At 64.8% G+C, this 19,246-nt stretch carries 20 protein-coding genes; 14 read left to right on the top strand and 6 right to left on the bottom strand.

What is annotated here, in order from left to right:
• The first annotated feature begins 42 nt into the window (after positions 1 to 42).
• Positions 43 to 366: an antibiotic biosynthesis monooxygenase gene (locus tag P6U28_RS27270; RefSeq protein ID WP_122401029.1), complete on the top strand. Its 324-nt coding sequence runs from the start codon at positions 43 to 45 to the stop codon at positions 364 to 366.
• Positions 367 to 533: 167 nt separating this feature from the next.
• On the opposite strand, the gene P6U28_RS27265 is transcribed toward P6U28_RS27270, so the two are convergent.
• The 5 genes from P6U28_RS27265 to P6U28_RS27245 form a co-directional block, all read right to left on the bottom strand.
• A complete protein-coding gene (locus P6U28_RS27265) occupies positions 534 to 989 on the bottom strand; it encodes a GNAT family N-acetyltransferase (RefSeq protein WP_129142549.1) in 456 nt (151 codons plus the stop codon).
• Positions 990 to 1,160: 171 nt separating this feature from the next.
• Positions 1,161 to 1,973 (bottom strand): PAS-domain containing protein, encoded by an 813-nt coding sequence (locus P6U28_RS27260; RefSeq protein WP_129142548.1) that lies wholly within the window; start codon positions 1,971 to 1,973, stop codon positions 1,161 to 1,163.
• Between the two features lie 128 nt (positions 1,974 to 2,101).
• Positions 2,102 to 2,260, bottom strand: coding sequence for a hypothetical protein (locus tag P6U28_RS27255; protein ID WP_122401031.1), 159 nt, complete (start codon positions 2,258 to 2,260; stop codon positions 2,102 to 2,104).
• A 73-nt stretch (positions 2,261 to 2,333) separates the two neighbouring features.
• Positions 2,334 to 2,510 (bottom strand): hypothetical protein, encoded by a 177-nt coding sequence (locus P6U28_RS27250; protein ID WP_162832045.1) that lies wholly within the window; start codon positions 2,508 to 2,510, stop codon positions 2,334 to 2,336.
• A 156-nt stretch (positions 2,511 to 2,666) separates the two neighbouring features.
• Positions 2,667 to 3,317, bottom strand: a complete 651-nt coding sequence (locus tag P6U28_RS27245; protein WP_122401032.1) for a glutathione S-transferase family protein — start codon at positions 3,315 to 3,317, stop codon at positions 2,667 to 2,669.
• Between the two features lie 346 nt (positions 3,318 to 3,663).
• Here P6U28_RS27245 and P6U28_RS27240 point away from each other — a divergent pair, with 346 nt between their 5' ends.
• The 8 genes from P6U28_RS27240 (at position 3,664) to P6U28_RS27205 (ending at position 12,321) form a co-directional block, all read left to right on the top strand.
• A complete protein-coding gene (locus P6U28_RS27240) occupies positions 3,664 to 3,855 on the top strand; it encodes a hypothetical protein (RefSeq protein ID WP_164936749.1) in 192 nt (63 codons plus the stop codon).
• Between the two features lie 61 nt (positions 3,856 to 3,916).
• The gene (locus P6U28_RS27235; protein ID WP_407120265.1) at positions 3,917 to 5,119 is read left to right on the top strand and encodes a pyridoxal phosphate-dependent aminotransferase; all 1,203 of its coding nucleotides are present in this window, start codon (positions 3,917 to 3,919) and stop codon (positions 5,117 to 5,119) included.
• Between the two features lie 325 nt (positions 5,120 to 5,444).
• Entirely contained in the window at positions 5,445 to 5,927 is a 483-nt protein-coding gene (locus tag P6U28_RS27230; RefSeq protein ID WP_129142546.1) for a DUF992 domain-containing protein, read from the top strand.
• A 330-nt stretch (positions 5,928 to 6,257) separates the two neighbouring features.
• Positions 6,258 to 8,306, top strand: coding sequence for an elongation factor G (locus P6U28_RS27225; protein WP_129142545.1), 2,049 nt, complete (start codon positions 6,258 to 6,260; stop codon positions 8,304 to 8,306).
• A 322-nt stretch (positions 8,307 to 8,628) separates the two neighbouring features.
• Positions 8,629 to 8,895, top strand: a complete 267-nt coding sequence (locus P6U28_RS27220; protein WP_129146196.1) for a helix-turn-helix domain-containing protein — start codon at positions 8,629 to 8,631, stop codon at positions 8,893 to 8,895.
• Between the two features lie 93 nt (positions 8,896 to 8,988).
• Complete coding sequence (locus P6U28_RS27215) at positions 8,989 to 10,731, top strand: SulP family inorganic anion transporter (protein WP_122401036.1); 1,743 nt, start codon at positions 8,989 to 8,991, stop codon at positions 10,729 to 10,731.
• A gap of 66 nt (positions 10,732 to 10,797) precedes the next feature.
• Positions 10,798 to 11,637: a shikimate dehydrogenase gene (locus P6U28_RS27210; protein ID WP_122401037.1), complete on the top strand. Its 840-nt coding sequence runs from the start codon at positions 10,798 to 10,800 to the stop codon at positions 11,635 to 11,637.
• 57 nt (positions 11,638 to 11,694) lie between these two features.
• Positions 11,695 to 12,321 (top strand): hypothetical protein, encoded by a 627-nt coding sequence (locus tag P6U28_RS27205; RefSeq protein ID WP_122401038.1) that lies wholly within the window; start codon positions 11,695 to 11,697, stop codon positions 12,319 to 12,321.
• 146 nt (positions 12,322 to 12,467) lie between these two features.
• Here the strand turns inward: P6U28_RS27205 and P6U28_RS27200 are convergent, their stop codons facing one another.
• Positions 12,468 to 13,604: an alpha-hydroxy acid oxidase gene (locus P6U28_RS27200; RefSeq protein ID WP_122401039.1), complete on the bottom strand. Its 1,137-nt coding sequence runs from the start codon at positions 13,602 to 13,604 to the stop codon at positions 12,468 to 12,470.
• A gap of 115 nt (positions 13,605 to 13,719) precedes the next feature.
• Here P6U28_RS27200 and P6U28_RS27195 point away from each other — a divergent pair, with 115 nt between their 5' ends.
• The 5 genes from P6U28_RS27195 to P6U28_RS27175 all read left to right on the top strand — a co-directional run bounded on the left by P6U28_RS27195 (position 13,720) and on the right by P6U28_RS27175 (position 19,183).
• Positions 13,720 to 13,887 (top strand): hypothetical protein, encoded by a 168-nt coding sequence (locus tag P6U28_RS27195; protein ID WP_164937260.1) that lies wholly within the window; start codon positions 13,720 to 13,722, stop codon positions 13,885 to 13,887.
• A 222-nt stretch (positions 13,888 to 14,109) separates the two neighbouring features.
• A complete protein-coding gene (glmM, locus tag P6U28_RS27190) occupies positions 14,110 to 15,453 on the top strand; it encodes a phosphoglucosamine mutase (RefSeq protein WP_122401041.1) in 1,344 nt (447 codons plus the stop codon).
• A gap of 332 nt (positions 15,454 to 15,785) precedes the next feature.
• A complete protein-coding gene (locus P6U28_RS27185; protein WP_407120264.1) occupies positions 15,786 to 17,036 on the top strand; it encodes an MFS transporter in 1,251 nt (416 codons plus the stop codon).
• Positions 17,037 to 17,275: 239 nt separating this feature from the next.
• The gene (locus P6U28_RS27180; RefSeq protein ID WP_122401043.1) at positions 17,276 to 18,151 is read left to right on the top strand and encodes an outer membrane protein; all 876 of its coding nucleotides are present in this window, start codon (positions 17,276 to 17,278) and stop codon (positions 18,149 to 18,151) included.
• 129 nt (positions 18,152 to 18,280) lie between these two features.
• Positions 18,281 to 19,183, top strand: coding sequence for an outer membrane protein (locus P6U28_RS27175; protein WP_244607863.1), 903 nt, complete (start codon positions 18,281 to 18,283; stop codon positions 19,181 to 19,183).
• Positions 19,184 to 19,246: the final 63 nt, after the last annotated feature.

Raw genomic sequence — 19,246 nt, 5'->3', positions numbered from 1 at the left:
CGGAATGACGAAATATCGGCGGAGCATCAGGAGAACCACCCCATGTACATCGCCATGAACCGCTTCCGTGTCGCCAAGGGCTCCGAGGCCGCCTTCGAGCAGGTCTGGCTCACGCGCGATACCCATCTCGACAAGGTGCCAGGCTTCATCGAATTCCATCTGCTGCGCGGGCCGGAAGCCGAGGATCACACGCTGTACGCTTCGCACACGGTCTGGGCGAACCACGCAGCCTTCGAGGCCTGGACCAAGTCGGAGGCGTTTCGCGCGGCGCATCACCGGGCCGGCGACAACAAGCCGCTTTATCTCGGCCATCCTCAGTTCGAGGGATTCGAGGTCATGCAGACGGTGGGGCGCGGCGCGAAGTGACGCTGTCGCAAAAAAATGCGGCCCCTGTCAGACGCGGCGACTGACGGGGACCGCTTGGGCGCTTGATCGGAGACGGGGGGCCTGACCAGACGCAGGGGCAGCCTAACCTTGCTATGTTACGCGCGGGTGACAGGCGGAGTTATCCACAGGACCCCACGGCACAGGACTCAGAAGATCTTGCGATAGACGATGAAGCCGGAGCGCTCTGCGACCTTGTCGTACAGGCGCTGCGCCGTGAGATTGGTCTCATGTGTCTGCCAGTAGACGCGCGGCGATCCCGCAAGTTTTGCCCGCTCGTAGACGCCTAGGATCAGCGCCGAGGCGACACCCTTGCCGCGCGCCGCCTCGAGCGTGAACAGGTCCTGCAAATAGCAGGACGGCTCGATCGCGGTGGTGCTGCGATGAAACAGATAATGCGTCAGCCCGAGCAGGCGGCCGCCGTCCTCGGCGACCAGCGCGTGCATCGGCTCGTAGGCATCGAAGAAGCGCTGCCACGTCATGCGCGTGATCTCGGGCGCGAGCGCGGTCGGACCGGAGCGGCCGTAGAAGGCGTTGTAGCCGTCCCACAGCGGCAGCCATTGATCGTAATCCTGCCTGGTGACGGCGCGAATGGTGAGGGGCATGTGAATTTCCGCGATCAATCAAGTGCCCTTCATACGTGATGATCGGTGCAGCAATCAATCGCGCTGTCAGTTGGGCACGAAGAGGATTGGCTAGCTCAGGATTCGGTTCACCTCTGCCCGTCGGGGAGAGGTGAACCCCGAGCGCCGCCAGTGCTTGCGTTCGACCCTGTTCTACTCCGCGAAGCGCAGATACCGGATCAGCTTGCGGCTCGCGGGGTCGCGCAGCGAGCGGTAGTAGTCGGCGCGCGACGGCGCGTCGGTGTGGCGCACGAGGTCGGTCACCGGGGTGTAGCTCAGCATCCGTCCGCCGTCGGGCAGCGCGGTGCAGACGAAGCGCAGCACCTCGCCGCTGCGCAATTTGATGTTGATCGGCGTGGCATCGCCGACCCGCACCATCTCCATGCGCTGCGCGATGAAGGTGCCGAGCTCGTCCGCGGGCAGCTCGAACGCGCCGGTGTCGCGGCCGTGATACATCAGCGCGATGAAGGGCGGCTTGCCGTCGGCGATCTCGTCCGGCACCCCAAAATAATCGCGGAACGCGCGGTTGATGAATTCGGCCCGGGTCTCGGCATCGAGCAGCACGATGCCGATATCGATCTGGTCGAGCGCGGCCGACAGCCGCGCGGCCGTGGCGTGGCTCCGGCGTTCGGCCGCGAATGTGCGGAGCAGCCGCTCGCGCATCAGGCCGGTGATGCCGGCCGTGCCGGCGGCCGTGATGGCCAGGAGCCCGAGCCGGATCAGATCGGCGGGCCCATAGCCGGACACGCCCTGGCGGCTGAGGAAGAACAGCGCCGTGCCGATCACCGCGACGACCGCGGTCGTCGTCGCGGCGGCGAGACCCGCGAGCGCGCCGGCGAGAGCCACGATGCAGACGAACAGCGGCGCGGGCGAGGGCGTGGGGATGAAGCGGTCGAAAAGCAGTGCCAGCAGCAGGGCTGTTGCCGTCAACGCCGGACCGCAGATCGCGCGCCATCCGAACCGCATGGACCAGTCTCGCTCCTTCCGAACGATGTAAGGCCGCAACACTGAGTGATTGTTGCGCGAGCGCGATGCGATTTCGTGCGGTGTGCTTAAGGCGCGCTTGCGTGCAAGCGCAGGGTTTTCGGATGATTTTAGACCATATGCGCGTGCTTGACGCGCTGTTGCAGCGTCGGCGCATTCAGCGTCGATGTCCCCGCGCCCTTGCGCGTGCCGACGATGATCAGCAGCGATGCCGCGACCAGGATGGCCGCAGTCAGGGTGATTGCAACGACTACCACAGGTGATTTCATCGACGTCCTGTCGCAATGCCGGTCGGCGCGGGCCCCGTGGCGCCCTGAAGGCTGGTCCAGGATGAAACGGGAATCAGACCGGCAGGCCCATCGCCATGGTCGCCTTGGTCGACAGCACCGTCAGGGTGACGATCAGGCACAGCGAGAGCGCGGCGACGGCGAGCGAGGCCGCGACCGCATGGGTGAGCCGGGAAGACGCGACGGTAGCGGATGGGCTTTGAAAGCCTGCCGTGCCGGACGCCCGCATCATTGGTCTAAATCCTTCAACACGCGAGCGAATCACCCGCGATTTTCCGGAAATTCCCAGTTTCAACCGGCAATATTGCGGCGGCGATCGCGCTGAAAGTGGCGGGATTGCGGCAAAGGCGGTCCTTATGCCCGCTATTCGCCGGAGCCGGTCGCGCCGTCAGGCGCCCGCCGCGATGCTGGCGGGGTCGTCGATGTCGGCCGGGCGCCAGTCCATCGTCACGAATCCGGGCGTGGCTTCGACGCGTTTCAGCCAGTCCCGGATCGCCGGGAAGGTCGAAAGATCGAAGTCGCAGCGGTCGGCGAGGTGGGTGTAGCCGTACAGCGCGATGTCGGCCACCGTGAGCTGGCGCGCGGCGAAATAGGCGTTGGTCTTGAGATGGTTCTCCATCACCTGGAGCGCGCCATAGCCGCGCTCCATCCAGTCCTCCAGCGAATGGGTCTGGAGATCGCGGCCGCCCTTGACCAGCGACAGCCAGAAATAGGCCGCGCCGATGTTCGGCTCGAGCGCGTGCTGCTCGAAGAACATCCATTGCAGCGCCTCGGCGCGGTCGATGCGGTTCTCCGGTGCGAGCGGCGTACCGACGGCGACGTACCAGAGGATGGCGTTGGACTCGGCGAGATAGCGGTTCTCGCCGACCTCGAGCAGCGGCACCTGCCCCGAGGGGTTCTTGCTCAGAAAATCCGGCGTGCGGCTCTCGCCGCGCAGAATGTCCACCTCCACCGCTTCGTAAGGCAGGTTGAGCAGCGCCAGCGCAAGGCGGACCTTGTAGCTGTTGCCCGAGCGTTGCATCGAATAGAGCTTGTACATTCTGGGGTTCGAATCCGAGGACGGGAAGACGCGGCGCTCGTTGCCCCGCGAGGCGGCTAAACAATGATGCCGATGCGAATCCGCCGCAAGAGCCAGCCAATAGAAAAACTCGAAAACCCTACCGCACTGCAATGCTGCGGAAGATCATTTCCGCGCGACGATGCAATTCAGTTCACGCTTGCGTCAACGCGGGCAGGCATTGCGCCGCGCATGAGCGAGAGACGGTTGAGCGATTGAGTTAGGTCGCTGCCATAGAATCAGCACGCCGTCATGCCCGGGCTTGTCCAGGGCATCCACATTCTTTGCGCCGTTTGGCAGGACGTGGATGGCCGGGACGAGCCCGGCCATGACGGTGCAGAAACAGCGCCACGCGCAAGCAAAATTGCTCCGAGGACAGGCCTTGCCGGATATGAGGGATTTGGCCGGCAAAGTTGCGCAATATTGCGGAAAATCGCACCTTGAGACGGTCGAAAATCATAAACTTTTCCGAGATCGGGCCGAAGTTTCTTGCGGCGCAGCGGCACACGTTTTAGGGTAGCTCATTCCCACAATCAGAGTCGTGAGGCGAAAGGCTTCACGACGCTTGTCAGGAGATGACGATGTCCTTCCTTGCCGCTGCGCTCGACCGTGTGAAGCCGTCCGCGACCATCGCGGTCACGGACAAAGCACGCGCGCTGAAAGCGGCGGGGCGCAACGTCATCGGCCTCGGTGCCGGCGAGCCCGATTTCGATACGCCCGCCAACATCAAGCTGGCAGCGATCCGCGCCATCGAGGCCGGCAAGACCAAGTACACCGCGGTCGACGGCATCCCCGAGCTGAAGGAAGCCATCATCGCCAAGTTTCAGCGCGAGAATGGCGTGGCCTACAAGCCGAACCAGATCATCGTCGGCACCGGCGGCAAGCAGGTGCTCTACAACGCGCTGATGGCGACCATCAATCCGGGCGACGAGGTGATCATTCCCGCACCGTACTGGGTCAGCTACCCTGAAATGGTCGCGCTCGCCGGCGGCGAGGCGGTGCCGGTGGTCTGCCCTGCCGGAACCGGTTTCAAGCTGCAGGCGGAGGCGCTCGAGCGCGCGATCACGCCGAAGACCAAATGGGTCATCCTGTGCTCGCCGTCGAACCCGACGGGGGCCGCCTACACCAAGTCGGAGCTGAAGGCGCTCACCGATGTGCTGATGAAGCATCCCCATGTCTGGGTGATGACCGACGACATGTACGAGCATCTCGTCTATGACGACTTCCAGTTCACCACCGTCGCACAGGTCGAGCCCGGCCTCTACGACCGCACGCTCACCGTGAACGGCGTCTCCAAGGCGTATTGCATGACCGGCTGGCGCATTGGCTATGCCGGCGGTCCGGCGCATCTCATCAAGGCGATGGCGACCATTCAGTCGCAATCGACCTCGAACCCGTGCTCGATCGCGCAGTGGGCCTCGGTCGAGGCGCTGAACGGTCCGCAGGAGTTCATCCCCGCCAACAACAAGGTGTTCAAGGAGCGCCGCGACCTCGTCGTCTCCATGCTCAACCAGGCGAACGGCATCGAGTGCCCGCGTCCCGAGGGTGCGTTCTACGTCTATCCCTCCTGCGCCGGTACCATCGGCAAGAAGGCGCCGTCGGGCAACGTGATCGGCAATGACGAGCAGTTCGTCACCGAGCTCTTGGAGACCGAAGGCGTCGCCGTGGTGCAGGGTTCGGCCTTCGGCCTCGGCCCGGCCTTCCGCATCTCTTACGCGACCAAGACCTCGGACCTCGAAGACGCCTGCAAGCGCATCCAGCGCTTCTGCGGCAACCTGCGCTGAGCCGAGGACAGTGTGCGAATTGAAAAGGCCCGCTTCGGCGGGCCTTTCTTGTTGTGTTTCGATAAGCGGAGTCGGATGGACTTTTGCTCTGGTCGGCGTTGTGCCCGGCCCCTCACCCGGATCACATCTGCGACGACTGTAAGGGACGCACGTCTCTCTCGCTCCCTCGCCCATTCTTACTGGGAGAGGGTGGGGCGAGGGGCCTCTCTCCGCGAATTCGATTCTAAACGCGTCCGATCTGGCAGCCACAACGCTCTTGTGGCATAGACGATCGCGCGGCGTGTGCCGCGTCCTTCTTGCATCCCATTCATCGCCGGAGACATTCATGCGCCGTTCGTTCGTCCTTGCCGGGCTCGCCGCCGTCAGCCTCCTTGCCTCCGTCGGGAGCAGCGGCGCGCAGCAGCAGCGGATGGTCCGGGTCGGCGTGCTCGAATGCCGCGGCGGCGCCAGCGTCGGCTTCATCGTGGGATCGGTGACCAATCTCGGCTGCGTGCTGCGCGCCGACGGCTTGCCTGAGGACCGCTACGTCGCGACCATCCGTAAAGTGGGCCTCGACATCGGCATCACCCAGGAGACCTCGCTCGCCTGGGGCGTGTTCGCGCCGGTCGACCGGCTCGGCCCCGGCGATCTCTCCGGCAATTACGCCGGCGCGCAGGGCAGCGCCTCGGTTGGCGTCGGCCTCGGCGGCAACGTGCTGGTCGGCGGCTCCAACAACGCGATCGCGCTCCAGCCGCTCAGCGTGCAGGGCCAGGTCGGCCTCAACGTCGCCGCCGGTCTCGAAAGCCTGGAACTCCGCCCGGGCCGTTGAGCGCCGTCAATTCTAATTGACTGAAGAGGCTCTCGTTCACCTCTCCCGAAGGGAGAGGTCGGATCGCATCGAGGGATGCGATCCGGGTGAGGGGTTACGGTCTCACCAAAAGCTGCCGCCCCTCACCCGGATTGCTGCGCAATCCGACCTCTCCCCGTCGGGGAGAGGCAGAACGCCGGACTCGAAGCCACATCTGGTCTCAACCGTCATCAAGACTTACTGACGACGCACCGCAGCGACGTTTGATGCTTGCCAAACCTCGGGGACGGGCAGAGCATCAATGCTTGCCGACCCAATCATGGGCCGAGCTCCACACAAAGGAGGCGGCGAATGGGACAAGACGTCAGAAGTCCCCGAGGTCCACGGTGCATTGCGCTGGTGGGCCCTTTCCAAAGCGGTAAAACCACACTTCTCGAAGCAATCCTGGCGCGAACGGGCGCAATCCCGCGCGCCGGCAGCGTCGACGCCGGAACTTCCGTTGGCGACGCCACGCCAGAGGCCCGTCAACACAAGATGACCGTCGGGCTGACTGCCGCGACCACGAGTTTCATGGGCGACAGCTACACCTTCCTCGATTGTCCCGGTTCCGTCGAGTTTGCCCACGACATGCGCGCCGCGCTTCCCGCGGTCGACGCCGCCATCGTGGTCTGTGAGGCCGACGAGAAGAAGCTGCCGCAGCTTCAGATCATCCTGCGCGAGCTGGAGGAGCTGAAGATCCCGCGTTTCCTGTTCCTCAACAAGATCGATCGCGCCAGCCAGCGCATCCGCGAGACCCTCGCGATGCTGCAGCCCGCCTCGCGCGTACCGCTGGTGCTGCGCCAGATCCCGATCTGGAAGGGCGAGCTGATCGAGGGCTTCGTCGATCTCGCGCTGGAGCGCGCCTTCGTCTATCGCGAGCACAAGGCCTCCGAGGTGATCGCGCTCGAAGGCGGCGATCTCGACCGCGAGAAGGAAGCCCGCTTCTCGATGCTGGAGAAGCTCGCCGACCACGACGATGCGCTGATGGAGCAGCTGCTCGAGGACATCCAGCCGCCGCGCGATGCCGTGTTCGACGATCTCGCCCGCGAATTGCGCGAGGGACTGATTTGCCCGGTGCTGTTAGGGTCTGCCTTGCGCGAGAACGGCGTGTTGCGCCTGATGAAGGCGCTGCGCCACGAGGCGCCCGGTGTCGCGGAGACCGCAAAACGTCTCGGCGTTCCCGAAACCAAGGATGCACTCGGCTACGTCTTCAAGACACTGCATTCGCAGCATGGCGGAAAGCTGTCGCTGACGCGGCTGCTCGCCGGCCATCTCGACGACGGCGCCACGCTGCAATCGTCCTCCGGCGGTGCAGGGCGCATCTCCGGCATCCTCGCCGTCAACGGCGCCTACGACACCAAGCGTGCCACCGCCGATCTCGGCGACACCGTGGCGCTCGCCAAGCTCGATCCCGTGAAGACCGGCGACACGGTCTCAAATGGCAAGACGCCGCCCGCGGCATTGATCGCAATCGAGCCGACGCCGCCGGTGCTCGCGATCTCGATCGCGGCGACCGATCGCAAGGATGACGTCAAGCTCGGCCAGGCGATGATGCGGCTGCACGAGGAGGATCCGTCGCTTGTCGTCGTGCAGAACGCCAAGACCCACGACACCGTGCTGTGGGGGCAGGGCGAGATGCATCTGCGCGTCGCCGGCGAGCGGCTGCGCGACCGCTTCGGCGTCAAGGTCACCTCGCATCCTCCCGCGATCGGCTATCAGGAGACCATCCGCAAGCCGATCACCCAGCGCGGACGCCACAAGAAGCAGTCCGGTGGCCATGGCCAGTTCGGCGACGTCGTGCTCGACATCAGGCCGTTGCCCCGCGGCGACGGCTTCAAGTTCGCCGAGACGGTGGTGGGTGGCGCGGTGCCGCGCAACTACATCCCGGCGGTGGAGGAAGGCGTCATTGATGGGCTGGCGCGCGGCCCGCTCGGTTTCCCCGTCACCGACGTGCAGGTGACACTGACCGACGGCTCCTATCACAGCGTCGATAGTTCCGACCTCGCCTTCCGCACGGCGGCGCGGATCGGCCTCAACGAGGGCCTGCCGCAATGTCAGCCGGTGCTGCTGGAGCCGATCCACGTGGTCGAGATCGTCTGCCCGACCGACGCCACGGCCAAGATCAACGCGATCCTGTCGGCGCGGCGCGGACAGATCCTCGGCTTCGATACGCGCGACGGCTGGAGCGGCTGGGACTGCGTCCGCGCCATGATGCCGGAAGCCGAGATCGGCGAACTGATCGTGGAGCTGCGCTCGGCCACCGCCGGCGCCGGCAGCTTCACGCGCCAGTTCGACCACATGGCCGAGGTCACCGGCCGCGCCGCCGACCAGATCATCGCCGCGCATCAGCACGCGGCGTGATACGTAAGTCTCCGCTCTCTCACTCCCTCTCCTCGTCCTTATGGGGAGAGGGTGGAGGGCTGTCTCTTCGCGTGCGGCGTTTCATGTAGGTCGCGCCCCATCCACACGTCATTGCGAGCGCAGTGAAGCAATTCAGAGTCGTTCCGCGGAGGGATTCTGGATCGCTTCGCAGAGCCTGTCATCGGGCCGCGCTTCGCGCGGACCCGTTGGCTCGCAATGACGGAGGACGCGCGAGCTCCTTGCGCTTATCCAAGAATGATGTATTTTACATCATTGTATATGTTCTGAACATCATTTATAAGTTCCAATACGTGAGGCCAAGGTGATCACGTCGTTCCAGATGCGGGCGGCCCGCGCGCTGCTCGGCATTGACCAGAAAACCCTGGCCGAGCTTGCCGGCGTTTCGCTGCCGACCATCCAGCGGATGGAGGCCTCTACCGGCAATGTTCGTGGCGTGGTCGAGACCCTGATCAAGGTGGTCGAGGCGTTCGACCGGGCCGGCGTCGAACTGATCGGCGAGCAGGCCCGCAGCGACAGCGGCGGGCGTGGCGTTCGCCTCAAGGAGCCGGGGCCGCCGCGCCGCATCTGAGCATGATCGCTACGGTGATCGTGCCCGGGCAGAATGAACTAGCGCATCGTCGTCGCACGCGCGCGGCACGATGCACCGGAGCATTGTGGGGCAATGACCATCACAAGTGATCAGGCGAGCCGGCTGCACCAGCTGCATCAGCCGACCTTTGCCGAACTGTATCTGCCGAAGCTCGTCACCGTCTGGCGTGAAGGCTACGGTCTCGCCGATTTCCGCGCCGACGTCTTTGCCGGCCTGACGGTTGCGATCGTTGCGCTGCCACTGTCGATGGCGATTGCGATCGCTTCGGGCGTGACGCCGGACCGCGGCCTCTACACGGCTGTGGCTGGCGGCTTCATCGCTTCCCTGCTCGGCGGCAGCCGGTTCCAGATCGGCGGACCTGCCGGTGCGTTCATCGTCTTGGTCGCAGCGACCGCAGAGCGTCACGGCGTCGACGGTGTCATCCTCGCGACCACGATGGCGGGCCTGTTTCTGATCGCCGCGGGCCTGTTGCGGGTCGGCACCTACATCAAGTTCATTCCCTATCCGGTGACGGTCGGCTTCACCGCCGGCATCGCCGTGATCATCTTCGCCAGCCAGCTCCGCGATCTCTCAGGAATCGCGCTCGCGGGAAGGGAGCCCAGCGAGTTCGTGCCGAAACTCCTCGCGCTCGCCCGCGGCCTCAACACCATCAATCCGTCCGCCGTCGCAGTCGCCATCGTCAGCATCGCCATCATCGCCGGCTTGCGCCGCTGGCGGCCGTCCTGGCCCGGCATTCTGATCGCGGTCGTGTTTGCGGCGGTCGCAAGCGGCATGCTGTCGCTCCCGGTCGAGACCATCGGCTCGCGCTTCGGCGGCATTCCGCGCGAGCTGCCCTCCCCAGTGCTGCCGGCGTTCTCGTTGGAGAAGGCACGGGCCGTGCTGCCGGATGCGATCGCCTTCGCGCTGCTGGCGGCCATCGAATCGCTGCTGTCGGCGGTGGTGGCTGACGGCATGACCGGCCGCCGTCACCGGTCCAATTGCGAGCTGGTGGCGCAAGGCGCGGCCAATATCGGCTCGGCGCTGTTCGGCGGCATCTGCGTCACCGGCCTGATCGCACGTACCGCCACCAACATCCGCGCCGGCGCGCGCGGGCCGCTCGCGGGCATGCTGCATTCGGTGTTCCTGCTGCTGTTCATGCTGATCGCGGCGCCGCTGGCGAGCTACATTCCGCTGGCCGCGCTCGCCTCGGTGCTGGTCGTGGTGGCCTGGACCATGGCGGAGAAGCAGGAGTTCGCCACGCTCTTGCGCTCGTCGTGGGGCGATGCCGTGGTGCTGCTCGCGACCTTCCTGCTCACGATCTTCCGCGATCTCACCGAAGGCATCCTGGTCGGCTTCGCGCTCGGCGCGGTGCTGTTCATCCACCGCATGGCCGAGATGACGGGCATCGAGGAGCGCACGCCGCTGGTGGCCGCCGATCGGGCCGATGACAGCAACGGTGCGCGCGTGCCCTACGACCCCGCGCTTGCGATCGACCGCGACGTGCTGGTGTATCGCATCACCGGCGCGTTCTTCTTCGGCGCAGCCTCGGCGATCGGCGGCGTGCTCGACGACATCGCCGACCGGCGCAAGGCCTTCGTGGTCGACTTCGCCGCGGTGCCGTTCCTGGATTCGACCGCGGCCAACGTGCTCGGCCGGGTCGCGGCCAAGGCGCACCGCCAGGGCATCAGGCTGTTCATCACGGGGGCCTCGCCCGCGGTCCGGCGCGCGCTGCTCACCCATGGCGTGAGCCCGCCGCGCGCGCGCTATCGCCAGAGCCTCGAGCGTGCCATCGCCGACATCAAGGGCCGAGCCGCCGATGAGACCGCTGCGAGCTGACGGCGCGCGCTTGACAGCGCGGGCGCGACGCGAAATGGATCGCCTCGGAAACGACCCGAGGGAAAGATGACCGCGCCAAGAACTCCCGCAGCCTGTCTGATCGGATGGCCGGCGGCGCATTCGCGCTCGCCGCTGATTCATCATTACTGGCTGCGCACGCTCGAAATCGAGGGCGGCTATGTCATCGAAGCGGTTCCGCCCGAGGACCTGCGCGATTTCGTGCTGCGGCTGTTGCTGCGCGGCTTCGTCGGTGCCAACGTCACCATCCCGCACAAGGAAGCCGTGCTGGCGCTGTCGACGCCCGATGCGCGCGCCAAGGCGGTCGGCGCCGCCAACACGCTGTGGTTCGCGGATGGCGAGCTGCGCGCGACCAACACCGACGTTGAAGGCTTCGTCAACAATCTCGACGCCAGCGCCTCCGGCTGGGATGCGGCTGAGGAAGCGCTGGTGCTGGGTGCCGGCGGCTCCGCGCGCGCGGTCGTGTTCGGCCTGCTCGAACGCGGCGTCAAGTGCGTGCATGTCGCCAATCGCACCGTCGCGCGGGCCGAGACGCTGGCAAAGCAGTTCGGACCGAACGTGCATCCCGTGACGTGGGACGCGATCGGCGACGTGCTGCCGCAGGCAAAACTTCTCGTGAACACGACATCGCTCGGCATGCACGGGCAGCCTTCACTCGATGTCGATGTCGCACGGCTGCCGCAAGCGGCGGTCGTCGCCGACCTCGTCTATGTTCCCCTGGTGACGCCGCTGCTCGCCGCAGCGAGGGCGCGAGGCCTGAAAACCGCCGACGGGCTCGGCATGCTGCTGCATCAGGCGGTGCGCGGCTTCGAACTGTGGTTCGGCCGCCGGCCTGAGGTCACGGCCGAGCTGCGCGCGTTGGTCGAGGCCGATCTCACGAAGTCTTGAGAGAATAGGGCGCGGCTCTTCGGAGTTCTCCATCCGTGGGGACAATCGGAGACCATCATGCCTGTTCAACGTGCAACTTTCACACGTCCGCTGATCGCCGTCGCGATGGTGGCCGTCTCGACCTACTGCGCCTTCGCCCAGAAGGCGCCGGTGCCGACGCGCGTGCGCGGCACCATCGAAAGCGTCAATGGCGACACCATGCAGGTCAAGTCGCGCAGCGGCGAGGAGGTCAAGCTTCACCTCGCCTCCGACGTGAACGTGTCGGGGATCACCAGGATTTCACTCGCCGACATCAAGCCGGGTTCGTTCATCGGGGCGACCACCGTGCCGGGACCGGACGGCAGCCAGAACGCCGTCGAGGTGCACGTGTTTCCGGAAAGCATGCGCGGCACCGGCGAGGGCTCTCGGCCGTGGGACCTCAAGCCCAACTCCAGCATGACCAATGCGACGGTGGCCGAGAGCGTCGTCGGCAATGACGGTCACACGCTGCTGGTCAAGTACAAGGACGGCGAGAAGAAGGTGTTCGTCGCCGACAACACGACGGTGGTGACATTCGTGCCCGGCGACAAATCCGACCTGAAGGCCGGCGCCAAGGTCATCGCCTTCATGAAGCAATTGCCGGACGGCTCGTTCGAGACCAACCGCGTCAGCGTCGGCCGCGACGGCCTGACGCCGCCGATGTGAGGGCGGGTGGTGTAGCGCGCAGTTGCCTCCACAATCTCCGCTGTCGTCCCGGATCAGCGCTCCGCTCCAGCTAACGCTGCGCGTTATCTGAAGCTGCGCTTGTCCGGGACGACAGTTATCAATGTGGCAGCGTCTCGCCAGGCGTCTCACACCGCAATGACATGATCATCGATCTCGTCGATCCGGTTGACGCCGCACAGGCCCATCGTCGTGAGCAGCTCCTTCTGGATGATCTCGATCGCCTTGGCGACGCCGGCCTGGCCGCCGGCACCTAAGCCATAGGCATAGGCGCGGCCGATCATGCAGGACTTTGCGCCGAGCGCCAGCGCGCGCATCACGTCCTGGCCGGAGCGAATGCCGCCGTCGAACATGATCTCCATCTTGTCACCGACCGCGTCGGCGATCTCGGGCAGCACCTCGATCGAGGACGGGGCGCCATCGAGCTGGCGGCCGCCATGATTGGAGACGACGAGCGCCTGCGCGCCGGTCTTGGCGGCTTCCTCGGCATCCTCGACGTCCAATATGCCCTTGATGATGAGCTTGCCTGGCCAGATGCTGCGGACCCACTCGACGTCCTTCCAGTTCAAGGAGGTATCGAACTGCGAGGCGGTCCACTCGGCGAGTCGGTTGAGATCCTCGGTGTTCTTCACGTGACCTGCGATGTTGCCGAAGGTGCGGCGCTTGCCCCGCAGCACGCCGGAGACCCAGGCCGGCTTGCTGGCGAAGTCCAGGAGCTTCGACAGCGACCACTCGGGCGGCACCGTCATGCCGTTCTTGATGTCGGCATGGCGCTGGCCGATCACCTGCAGGTCGACGGTGAGCACCAGCGCGCTGCACTTGGCGGCCATCGCGCGCTGGATCAGCTCCTTGATGAAGCCGCGGTCCTTCATCACGTAGAGCTGGAACCAGAACGGCTTCTCGACATTGGCGGCGATGTCCTCGATCGAGCAGATCGACATCGTCGACTGCGTGAACGGGATACCGGCGGCCTGGGCGGCACGGCAGGCATGGATCTCGCCGTCGCCGTGCTGCATGCCGAGCAGGCCGACCGGCGCGAGAATCAGCGGCATGGTCGAGGGCTCGCCGAGGATCGTGGTCGAGGTGTCGCGCTTGGAGACGTCGACGAGGATGCGCTGGCGGAACTTGATCGCCTGCATGTCCTCGCGATTGGCGCGCAGCGTTTCCTCGGCATAGGAGCCGCGGTCGCAATAGTCGAAGAACGCCTTCGGCACGCGGCGCTGATGCAGCGTGCGAAGATCGTCGATACAGGTGATGTGCTTCATGTCGTTTCCCCGGCCCGTCTGACGTGGAAGTTCTTGCATCGGAACATTTCGGGGTCATCTAGCATGGTTGGATGCACAGCCAAATCGTTTGCAGCACGTTTTCAAGGAGGGCGCCATGAAGCGGCCGCACGCTGGACCCTCGCCGGAAGAGATCAAGGAGAAGCATGATCTCGAGGAGGCGCTGGAAGAGGGACTGGAAGAGACCTTTCCGGGCTCCGACCCGGTCAATGTCACCCAGCCGGCGCCGAGCCGCGAGGACGGCCATGTGAAGCGCGCCGGGTAGCGCGGGTTCCAGCTGGCGCGGCGTTCCAGTATGAAATATAATGTTAACAAAGCGTTATTGAGCCGTTGCCGCGCCCGGTTCCGTAACGATTGATCATATTTTTTGAAGCCAAGTTAGCTACCATGGCATTATAAGACCCCCAGCACATCAGGGGATGCGGGGCCCGGTCGGGCAGCCCGTGGTTGTAAAGGGGATTCCCTGGTTGTTGCCTTGGGGGACGATATGAGCCGCAAATATTTCGGGACCGACGGGATCCGGGGCCGCGCCAACGGACTGATCACGCCGGAGCTCGCGCTCAAGGTCGGCCAGGCCGCAGGCCTTGCGTTTCAGCGCGGCGACCACCGCCACCGGGTCGTGATCGGCAAGGACACCCGTCTGTCCGGCTACATGATCGAATACGCGATGGTCGCAGGCTTCACCTCGGTCGGCATGGACGTGCTGCTGGTCGGCCCGATGCCGACGCCGGCGGTCGCGATGCTGACCAAGTCGATGCGCGCCGATCTCGGCGTGATGATTTCGGCCTCGCACAATCTGTTCGAGGATAACGGCATCAAGCTGTTCGGGCCGCAGGGCTTCAAGCTCTCCGATGATGTCGAGCGGCAGATCGAGCAGTTGCTCGACGAATCCCTCGACAAGCGGCTGGCGCAGAGCGCGAGCCTCGGCCGCGCGCGCCGTATCGACGGCGTGCACGACCGCTACATCGAATTCGCCAAGCGCACGCTGCCGCGCGATCTGTCGCTGGACGGCTTGCGCGTCGTGATCGATTGCGCCAATGGCGCGGCCTACAAGGTGGTGCCCGAAGCGCTGTGGGAGCTGGGTGCCGACGTGGTGCCGATCGGCGTCGAGCCCGACGGCTTCAACATCAACAAGGAATGCGGCTCGACCTCGCCGGAGGCGCTGTCGAAGAAGGTGCGCGAGATGCGCGCCGACATCGGCATCGCGCTCGACGGCGACGCCGATCGCGTCATCCTGGTCGACGAGCGCGGCCACATCGTCGACGGTGACCAGCTGCTCGCGGTGATCGCGCAGAGCTGGAAGGAAGACGGCCGGCTGTCGCGGCCGGGCATCGTCGCCACCGTGATGTCAAATCTCGGCCTCGAGCGCTTCCTGAACGGGCAGGGGCTCGAGCTCGTGCGCACGCCGGTCGGCGACCGCTACGTGCTCGAGCAGATGCTGAGCGGCGGCTACAATCTCGGCGGCGAGCAGTCCGGCCACATCATCCTGTCCGACTACGCCACCACCGGCGACGGTTTCGTTGCGGCCCTGCAGGTGCTGGCCGTGGTGCAGAAGCTGCGCCGGCCCGTGTCCGAGGTCTGTCACCGCTTCGATCCGCTGCCGCAGATTCTCAAGAACGTTCGTCACAAGGGCGGCAAGCCGCTCGACGATTCCGACGTCAAGTCGGCGATCTCCGACGGCGAGAAGCGCCTCAACGGCCACGGCCGTCTCTTGATCCGCTCCTCCGGCACCGAGCCCGTGATCCGCGTCATGGGCGAGGGCGAGGACCGCATTCTGGTCGAGGACGTCGTCGACACCATCGTCTTGGCGCTGGGACAGGCTGCGGCCTGATTGCTCAACCTCTCCCCGCTCTTCCGCGGGGGAGAGGTCGGATCGCATCGCGATGCGATCCGGGTGAGGGGCGTGGCAGGCTGTCGCCGCACTGAATCTCTATCCGGCGCGCAAGCGACGCGCGCGGTCTCCCCGTCTCGTTCGGACCGGACGTGCGGAGACAGCCCCTCACCCCACCCTCTCCCCGTGAAGGCCCCCGTGAAGGACGGGGCGAGGGAGCCAGAGAGTGGGGGATACCCGCGCATCCCAGCCATTTGCGATTGGCGCTGGTTCCCCCGCCGCCTGCATCGTAATCAGTTCCTCGCGGCAATCTGCCGCGCCGGGATGCTGCCTTGAACAAGCCTGTCGTCGTCTCAGAGGAAACGCTGACCGAGCCCATCGTCGTCAGCGACGTCGCGCCCGCCGCCAAGGCAGCCGCAGGGCCGGCCTACATCGTGCTCGCCGGCATCAGCGTCTCGCACTTCCTCAACGACACCATGCAGTCGCTGATCGCTTCGGTGTATCCGATCCTGAAGGACACCTACGCGCTCGACTTCGCGCAGATCGGCATGATCACGCTGGCCTTCCAGTTCACGGCCTCGCTGCTGCAGCCGGTGGTCGGGCACTACACCGACAAGAAGGCGCAGCCCTATTCGCTGGCGATCGGCATGGCCTCGACGTTCTTCGGCCTCTTGCTGCTCAGCACCGCGCACCAATATCTCGTCATTCTCCTCGCCGCTGCACTGGTCGGCCTCGGCTCGGCAGTGTTTCACCCCGAATCCGCACGCATTGCGCGGCTCGCTTCCGGCGGCCGCTACGGCTTTGCGCAATCGGTGTTCCAGCTCGGCGGCAGCTTCGGCACCTCGATGGGGCCGGTGCTGGCGGCACTGATCGTGGTGCCGTTCGGGCAGGGCAGCATCGCCTGGTTCTCCTCGATCGCGTTCCTCGCGATCCTCATCCTCTGGCGCATCGGCCGCTGGTACGCGCCGCAGATCACGACGAAGAAGGCTGCGCCCGTCCATACCCAGCCCGGCGGGCTGAGCTCACGCCGTGTCGCCGTGGCACTGCTGGTGCTGGTCGCGCTGTTGTTCTCCAAGCAGCTCTACGTCTCGAGCCTGTCTAGCTATTACATCTTCTACCTGATCGACCGTTTCGGCGTGTCGACGCAGGCAGCCCAGATCTATCTCTTCGTTTTTCTTGCAGCGAACGCCGTCGGTGCGTTTCTCGGTGGTCCCTTGGGCGACCGCTTCGGCCGCAAGATCGTGATCTGGATCTCGATCCTCGGTGCGCTGCCTTTCACGCTGGCGCTGCCTTATGCCGGGCTCGGTGCCAGCGCCGTGCTCAGTGTCGCCATCGGCCTGATCATCTCCTCGACGACGTCCTCGATCATCGTGTTCGCGCAGGAGCTGGTGCCGCACCGCTTCGGCATGATCTCCGGCGTGTTCTTCGGTGTCGCCTTCGGCATCGGGGGCCTCGGCGCGGCCGTGCTCGGCAAGCTCGCCGACCACACCTCGATCGAGTTCGTCTACCACGTCTGCGCCTATTTGCCGGCGATCGGGCTGCTCGCCGTGTTCCTGCCGAAACTGCCGCGGCCGCTACGTTAACGCATCCTCTCTTGCCGCTTTGCGGCTTCACACATCGTTAGGGAATGCGGCGAGGGCGTCGCATTTGGCGCGGCATTCTTGCAACGCTCGCGCGACGCGCGCGTGTGGGTAGAGAAAAAATCAACCTTAAAAATTAGGGTTAAGTGGCGCTTAAGCATTTGCTGCCATCGTCCGCGTCGTGAGTTTCCAGAACGTGGGGCCTCTGCATTTTGCCTCACCGGCCAATAAGGACGAAGCCAATGCGTAGCGTTAAGTCTCTCCTTGCCGCGGGTGCGGCAACCCTGATCTCGTCGATGGCGTTCGCCGCCGATATGCCGATCGCCGCGCCCCCTCCCATGTACGCGCCGCCGGCTCCGCCCGCCGATTTCGGCGGCTGGTATCTGCGCGGCGACATCGGCATGACCAACCAGAGCATGAAGAGCCTGCACAGCGCGAGCATCGACAGAGTGAACACCAACTTCCCCGGCTCGCTGCAGAACAACGGCTTCGGCTTCGACAGCTCTCCGCTCTACAAGCTCGGTGTTGGTTATCAGTTCAACAACTGGTTCCGTGCCGATCTCACTGGTGAATATCGTGGCAAGGCGAACCTTCACGGTTCGCAGAACGTCCCAGCGAACTCAGCCTATGCCGCTGCCAATAACCAGTTCTTTGTCGACAATTACTCCGGGAGCAAGTCGGAATGGGTCGTCATGGCCAACGCCTATGTCGATCTCGGTACCTGGTGGTGCGTCACGCCCTATGTCGGTGCCGGTCTCGGCGGCGCGTATAATCGTCTCAGCGGCTTCCGCGATGACGGCGTGATCTCGACGGGCGGCGTTCAGAGCAGCAGCGTCACCTATGCGGGCGATTCCGGCAAATGGAATCTAGCCTGGGCCGTGCACGCCGGCCTTGCCTACAAGGTTACGCCAAACGTGACGCTTGATCTCGCCTATCGCTACATCAATCTGGGCGACGCAGTGACTGGGCCCACTCGCTCTTTCGACGGCGTCACCGTGGTGAACGGCAGCGCCTTTACAGTCAAGGACATCACTTCGCACGATCTGATGCTCGGCGTGCGCTGGAATCTCGATCAGCCGGCGCCGGTCTACCATGCGCCGCTGGTCACCAAGGGCTGAGCGGCAGCCTCATCGCTTAACGTCTCTTAACGGCGCGGGATCATCCCGCGCCGTCTTGCTTTGCGGATTTTTCATGGCTCGACCGCGGCGAAATCGCCGGACGCAACCATTGGTTAAGGTTAACGAGCCATGATCATCAGCGAAAGTTCGAGTCCGATTTGGAGCGTTGCGATGCGCAGGCTTTTGTTGGCAGCGGCGATGTTGGGGATGGTGTCTGCCGCGCACGCGGCCGACATGCCGGACCTGCCGATCCTGCGCGGCGGTTTCACCGACGGCCTGTCGAAGTCCTCCGTCAATTGGGATGGCTTTTACGTCGGTGGTCAGTTCGGCTTTGCCACGACCGAGATCGACTTCAGCCGGGCTCCGAAATCGATGACGGATTTCGTGTTGCGCGACAGCATCCTGCAGGCTCCCGTTGGCGGATGGTCGCTGCTACCGAAGAATCACGTCCAGACGACGGGATTCGGTGCCTTTGTCGGCCGGAATTGGCAATACTACGACGCCGTGATGGGCGTTGAAGCGAACTACAGTTACATGAACAATCTCGCGAGCACGGCGAGCGATTCCATGACGCGGTTGATCCCCGGCGAAGCCGCGCCACCGAATCACACCTATACTTACAACACGACGCTCGGCGGCGGCGCTGCGTTGCAGCTCAAGGACTATGTGACCTTCCGAGGTCGGGTTGGATGGTCCGGTGGAGACTTCATGCCTTATGCGTTCGGCGGCCTTGCGATCGGACGTGCTGATGTGTCGAGGTTTGCGACAGTGTCGTATCTGAAATACGACGACTTTACGGACCCGACCACCGGCGCCGCGAGCCGCACGACCGCTGGCCCCTTTTTGATGACGCAGTCCGAGCGGCGCGTGAACAGTTTCATCTATGGCTGGACGGGGGGCATCGGCATCGAATACGCGCTGCTCGACTGTGTGATCCTGCGCGGCGAATGGGAACACGTCGGGTTCTCGAACGCCAAGAATATCTCGGTCAACTTGAACAATTTTCGTTTGGGCGCCGGCTACAAGTTCTAGACCGGCGGTCGTAGTCGTTGACACGGCCGCTTCGTCCTGATGCTCTGTCGCTCAATAGCGGGG

Source organism: Bradyrhizobium sp. STM 3561 (assembly GCF_045571455.1).
Lineage (GTDB): Bacteria > Pseudomonadota > Alphaproteobacteria > Rhizobiales > Xanthobacteraceae > Bradyrhizobium > Bradyrhizobium vignae.
The sequence above is the reverse complement of the archived record's forward strand: the minus strand, read 5'-3'. Positions and strand labels throughout refer to the sequence as shown.